Consider the following 6,000-nt stretch of genomic DNA (forward strand, 5'->3'; position numbering starts at 1 on the left):
GAATTCCCGTGTCCGACCTTTCCGTACCTCTGCCGAACTGGCTCAACGAAGACCAGTTGCCGGCGAACGTCGAACCCGCCGTGCACGACTGGCTGTTCGACCAGGGCTCCCTGACCCGCCGCCTCACCGCCCTCGCCGAAGGCGCCTTCAGCGTCGAACCGCTGCTGGAAGGCTGGCAGGTGCTGCGCAACGACGAGTGCACCGCCCTGGGCGTGCCCAGCCACAGCCAGGGCTGGGTACGCGAGGTCTACCTGCGCGGCCACGGCCAGCCGTGGGTCTTCGCCCGCAGCGTGGCGGCCCGCTCGGCCCTGGAGGCCTCGGGCTTCGACCTGGCGCAGTTGGGCAGGCGCTCGCTCGGCGAGCTGCTGTTCAGCGACAGCGCCTTCCGCCGCGACGTCATCGAGGTGTGCCTGTACCCCGCGCCCTTCCTGCCCCTGGAAGTGCGCCGCGTGCTGCTCTGGGGCCGCCGCTCGTGCTTCCGCCGCGACCGCCTGGGCGTGCTGGTGGCCGAGGTGTTCCTGCCGCGCCTGTGGCGCGCTGCCGGAGTCGAGGCCGTATAATCCTCCGATCGTCCGTCGGAGCCCGCCATGTTCGCCGCCCTGATCAAACCCCTCGCCCGCCTGCACCCCCGCGCCTGGGACTTCATCCAGCTGACGCGCATGGACAAGCCCATCGGCATCTACCTGCTGCTGTGGCCGACGCTGTGGGCGCTGTGGATGGCCAGCGGCGGCCTGCCCAGCCTGAAGAACCTGGTGATCTTCGTCCTCGGCACCGTGCTGATGCGCGCCGCCGGCTGCGTGATCAACGACTTCGCCGACCGCGACTTCGACGGCCACGTGGCGCGCACCAAGGCGCGGCCCCTGGCCACCGGGAAGATCACCACGAGCGAGGCCTGGATCGCCTTCTTCAGCCTGCTGGCCTCCAGCTTCGTGCTGGTGCTGTGCACCAACGAGCAGACCATCTGGCTGTCCTTCGGCGGCGCCGCCATCGCCGCGCTCTACCCCTTCATGAAGCGCTACACCTACTACCCGCAGGTGGTGCTGGGCGCGGCCTTCTCCTGGGGCATCCCCATGGCCTTCACCGCCGCCAGCGGCACGCTGCCGGCCGCGGCCTGGCTGCTGTTCTTCGCCAACGTGCTGTGGACGGTGGCCTACGACACCTACTACGCCATGACCGACCGCGAGGACGACCTGAAGATCGGGGTGAAATCCACCGCCATCCTCTTCGGCGACGCCGACCGGGTGATCAACCTCAGCCTGCAGGGCCTGATGCTCCTGCTGCTGGTGCTGGCCGCCGGCAAGCTGCACATGGGCCTGTGGTTCTACGCCGGCCTGGTGGTGGCCGCCGGCTGCTTCGCCTGGGAATTCCACTCCACCCGCGAGCGTGATCCGCAGGCCTGCTTCAAGGCCTTCCTGCACAACCACTGGGCGGGCCTGGCGATCTTCGTCGGTACCGTGGTGGACTACGCGCTGCGCTGAGCCTGGCGCCTACCCTACGGGCAAGGCACGGCTTCCTGTAGGAGCGAGCTTGCTCGCGAACAAATGCGGTGCCATGCGGTTCGCGAGCAAGCTCGCTCCTACAAGAGCAGGATGTATCGCCCTACGCCCCGTGCTCCCTGTAGGAGCGCGCCCTGCGCGCGAATCGCGGGCAGGGCCCGCTCCTACAGGGGTATCCCCCGCCGCATCACGGCTTGGCGATGTGCCAGGCGTTCATCTTGCCGTCGCCCTTCACCTCGCCGGCGGCCTTGTCCTGGACGAAGGTGTACAACGGCTTGCCCTTGTAGGCCCACTGCTGGGTGCCGTCGTCGCGGGTGATCACGCTCCAGTCGCCGCTGGCCATAGCGCCGGTCTCGGCGGCCAGGGGCGGCCAGTTCTGCGCGCACTTGTCGTTGCACACCGACTTGCCGCCGCTGTCCTTGTCGAAGGTGTACAGCGTCATGCCCTTGGCATCGACCAGCATGCCGTTCTTGGTGGTCGCCGGTTCCGCCGCCTGCGCCGCCATGGCCGGCAGCGCCAGGCACAGGGCCAGCGCCAGGTGTTTGCAATTCATCGTGAATCTCCTCTTCTGAGGTCGGACTCGCAAGACAGGCGCGGCCGGAAACGGCGGCAGGTCGGGCAGGCCGTCACAACGGCCCCGGGAACGCGCGTGGGGCCGCCCGGTGGGGGCGGTCACATCAGCATAGTAGAGCGCCCCGCCACCCGCCGGGCATGTGCCTCGGCTAACATGCCCGCGTCACATCGCTGTAATAATTCCGTTATCTAATGCGGCGCAGTACAGAATTCCCGAGGCGAGACCATGGTTGGCAAGACAATCCTCATCGTTGACGACGAAGCGCCGATCCGCGAGATGATCGCCGTGGCCCTGGAGATGGCCGGCTACGAATGCCTGGAGGCGGAGAACGCCCAGCAGGCCCACGCCACCATCGTCGACCGCAAGCCGGACCTGATCCTGCTCGACTGGATGCTGCCGGGCACCTCCGGCATCGAGCTGGCGCGGCGCCTGAAGCGCGACGAGATGACCCAGGACATCCCGATCATCATGCTCACCGCCAAGGGCGAGGAGGACAACAAGATCCAGGGCCTGGAGGTCGGCGCCGACGACTACATCACCAAGCCCTTCTCGCCGCGCGAGCTGGTGGCGCGGCTGAAGGCGGTGCTGCGCCGCACCGGCGCCGGCGACAGCGAGACGCCGATCGAGGTCGGCGGCCTGATGCTCGACCCCATCAGCCACCGCGTCACCATCGACGGCAGGCCGGCCGAGATGGGCCCCACCGAGTACCGCCTGCTGCAGTTCTTCATGACCCACCAGGAGCGCGCCTACACCCGCGGCCAGTTGCTCGACCAGGTGTGGGGCGGCAACGTCTACGTCGAGGAGCGCACCGTCGACGTGCACATCCGCCGCCTGCGCAAGGCCCTGGGCGAGGTCTACGAGAACCTGGTGCAGACGGTCCGTGGAACCGGCTATCGTTTCTCCACCAAGAGCTGACCGCGCCCCCGCGCCTGATATTCACAAGGAAAGGACCTGGTGAACCAAGACTGGCGTGGCGCCCTGATCCGCCATCTGCTGCTGTTGATAGTCGCCGCCGCGCTGATCGGCGTGGTGAGCGGGCAATACGGTTGGGCCCTGGCAGGCTGCCTGGGCATCTACCTCGGCTGGACCCTCTGGCAGGTGCTGCGCCTGCACAAGTGGCTGAAGAACCACCGCGAGGACGAACCGCCGCCGGACGGCTACGGCCTGTGGGGCGAGGTGTTCGACAGCATCTACCACCTGCAGCGGCGCAACCAGCGCGCCCGCGGGCGCCTGCAGGCAGTGATCGACCGCATGCAGGAGTCCACCGCGGCGCTGCGCGATGCGGTGGTCATGCTCGACGCCGACGGCAACCTGGAATGGTGGAACCTCGCCGCCGAACGCCTGCTCGGCCTGAAGAGCCCGCAGGACGGCGGCCAGGCGGTGACCAACCTGATCCGCAACCCGCGCTTCAAGGAATACTTCGCCCGCGGCGACTACCAGGAGCCGCTGGACATGCCCTCGCCGGTGGACGACAAGCTGCTGCTGCAGTTCCAGATCACCCTCTACGGCAACGGCGAGCACCTGATGCTGGCCCGCGACGTCACCCGCGTACAGCGCCTGGAGCAGATGCGCAAGGACTTCGTCGCCAACGTCTCCCACGAGCTGCGCACGCCGTTGACGGTGATCGCCGGCTACCTGGAGACCTTCCTCGACAACGCCGAGAACATCAACCCGCGCTGGGCCCGCGCCCTGCAGCAGATGCAGCAGCAGGCCGCGCGCATGCAGGGTCTGCTCAACGACCTGCTGCTGCTGGCCAAGCTGGAGGCCACCGACTACCCGGCGGACAACAAGCCGGTGGCGGTGGACCTGATGCTGCTGGCCATCCGCAACGACGCCCAGGCGCTGTCCGGCGCCCGCGGGCACCGCATCAGCCTGGAGGCCGACCCGAAGGTGAAGCTCAAGGGCAGCGAGGCGGAGCTGCGCAGCGCCTTCTCCAACCTGGTGTTCAACGCGGTGAAGTACACCCCCGAGGGCGGCGAGATCCGCATCCGCTGGTGGGGCGACGAGCAGGGCGCGCACCTGGCGGTGCAGGACAGCGGCATCGGCATCGACCCCAAGCACCTGCCGCGCCTGACCGAACGCTTCTACCGCGTGGACTCCAGCCGCAACGCCAGCACCGGCGGCACCGGCCTGGGCCTGGCCATCGTCAAGCACGTGCTGATCCGCCACCGCGCCACCCTGGACATCAGCAGCGTGCCGGGCAAGGGCAGCAGTTTCGTCTGCCACTTCCCCCGGCAGCAGGTCGCCTGAACCAACGTCGTCTTGCCACGGCCGCACGCTGCCGCCATGCTTACTCGCTCATTCATCAGCCAACAGAACCATGGACCCTTCCCCCAGTAGCGAATTGCTGACCTATTTCGCCGATTTCGGCCTCGTACTCTTCGCCCTTCTCCTCGTCCTGCTCAACGGCTTCTTCGTCGCCGCCGAGTTCGCCATGGTCAAGCTGCGCTCCACCCGCGTGGAGACCATCGCCAAGCAGCACGGCTGGCGCGGCAGCATCCTGCGCAAGGTGCACAACCAGCTCGACGCCTACCTCTCCGCCTGCCAGCTGGGCATCACCCTGGCCTCCCTGGGCCTGGGCTGGGTCGGCGAGCCGGCCTTCGCCGAGCTGCTGGAGCCGCTGCTGGCCGCGGTGGGCGTGCATTCCGAGGAAGTCATCCGCGGCGTGTCCTTCTTCAGCGCCTTCTTCATCATCTCCTACCTGCACATCGTGGTCGGCGAGCTGGCCCCCAAGAGCTGGGCGATCCGCAAGCCGGAGCTGCTGTCGCTGTGGACCGCGGTGCCGCTGTACCTGTTCTACTGGCTGATGTACCCGGCCATCTGGCTGCTCAACGCCAGCGCCAACACCATCCTCAAGATCGCCGGCCAGGGCGAGCCGGGCCCGCACCACGAGCACCACTACAGCCGCGAGGAGCTCAAGCTGATCCTGCACTCCAGCCGCGGCCAGGACCCCAGCGACCAGGGCATGCGCGTGCTGGCCTCGGCGGTGGAGCTGGGCGAGCTGGAAGTGGTGGACTGGGCCAACTCCCGCGAAGACCTGGTCTACCTGGAACGCCACGCGCCGCTGGCCGACGTGCTGGCGACCATCCGCCGGCACAAGTACAGCCGCTACCCGGTGTTCGACGCCGAGAAGGGCGAGTTCACCGGCCTGCTGCACATCAAGGACCTGCTGCTGGAACTGGCGACCACCGACAGCCAGCCGGAAACCATCGACCTCGACGAGCTGGCCCACCCGCTGGAGCTGGTGACCAAGCACATGCCGCTGTCGCGCCTGCTGGAGCAGTTCCGCCAGGGCGGCGCGCACTTCGCCCTGGTGGAGGAAGCCGACCACAAGGTGATCGGCTACCTGACCATGGAAGACGTGCTGGAAGTGCTGGTCGGCGACATCCAGGACGAGCACCGCAAGACCGAGCGCGGCATCCTCGCCTACCAGCCGGGCAAGCTGCTGGTGCGCGGCGACACCCCGCTGTTCAAGGTAGAGCGCCTGCTGGGCATCGACCTCGACCACATCGAGGCGGACACCCTCGCCGGCCTGATCTACGAGACCCTCAAGCGCGTGCCGGAAGAGGAAGAAGTGCTGGAAGCCGACGGCCTGCGCATCATCGTGAAGAAGATGAAGGGGCCGAAGATCGTTTTGGCCAAGGTGGTGAAGTTGGATTGAAGCGGCTGCAAGCTGCAAGCTGCAAGCTGCAAGCTGCAAGCTGCAAGCCAGGGCATGGAGCCATGGCGGTGTTTTCGTAGGGCGCATAACGCCTACGGCGTTATCCGCCAATCGCGGACAAAGTCCGCTCCTACACGGTGTTTCCTGGGACTGTAGGAGCGGACTCCGTCCGCGATTGGACTCGCCACCCATACCGGTCTGACCAGTTGAATCACCCTGCCGACTGCCTCGGACAGAATCCATCCCCCCGCAAGACCACCGCCCTAGAG

General features: G+C 67.5%; 6 protein-coding genes. 5 read left to right on the plus strand and 1 reads right to left on the minus strand.

Annotated elements, in window-relative coordinates; genetic code table 11:
- Window positions 1–2: 2 nt before the first annotated feature.
- Both DK254_RS32920 and ubiA read left to right on the plus strand, forming a co-directional pair.
- On the plus strand, window positions 3–560 hold the full coding sequence (locus tag DK254_RS32920; RefSeq protein ID WP_371921205.1) for a chorismate lyase: 558 nt from the start codon (window positions 3–5) through the stop codon (window positions 558–560).
- A 27-nt stretch (window positions 561–587) separates the two neighbouring features.
- Entirely contained in the window at window positions 588–1,478 is an 891-nt protein-coding gene (gene ubiA, locus DK254_RS32925) for a 4-hydroxybenzoate octaprenyltransferase (protein ID WP_109937179.1), read from the plus strand.
- A 205-nt stretch (window positions 1,479–1,683) separates the two neighbouring features.
- Here ubiA and DK254_RS32930 read toward each other — a convergent pair whose 3' ends face one another.
- Entirely contained in the window at window positions 1,684–2,049 is a 366-nt protein-coding gene (locus DK254_RS32930; protein WP_109937180.1) for a hypothetical protein, read from the minus strand.
- Between the two features lie 246 nt (window positions 2,050–2,295).
- Here DK254_RS32930 and phoB point away from each other — a divergent pair, with 246 nt between their 5' ends.
- The 3 genes from phoB to DK254_RS32945 all read left to right on the plus strand — a co-directional run bounded on the left by phoB (window position 2,296) and on the right by DK254_RS32945 (window position 5,731).
- The gene (gene phoB / locus DK254_RS32935; protein ID WP_089390722.1) at window positions 2,296–2,985 is read left to right on the plus strand and encodes a phosphate regulon transcriptional regulator PhoB; all 690 of its coding nucleotides are present in this window, start codon (window positions 2,296–2,298) and stop codon (window positions 2,983–2,985) included.
- Between the two features lie 39 nt (window positions 2,986–3,024).
- A complete protein-coding gene (phoR, locus tag DK254_RS32940) occupies window positions 3,025–4,320 on the plus strand; it encodes a phosphate regulon sensor histidine kinase PhoR (RefSeq protein ID WP_109937181.1) in 1,296 nt (431 codons plus the stop codon).
- A gap of 70 nt (window positions 4,321–4,390) precedes the next feature.
- Complete coding sequence (locus DK254_RS32945) at window positions 4,391–5,731, plus strand: hemolysin family protein (RefSeq protein ID WP_109937182.1); 1,341 nt, start codon at window positions 4,391–4,393, stop codon at window positions 5,729–5,731.
- Window positions 5,732–6,000 lie beyond the last annotated feature (269 nt).

It is taken from the genome of Pseudomonas sp. RW407, assembly GCF_003176655.1.
GTDB classification, from domain to species: Bacteria; Pseudomonadota; Gammaproteobacteria; order Pseudomonadales; family Pseudomonadaceae; genus Pseudomonas; species Pseudomonas delhiensis.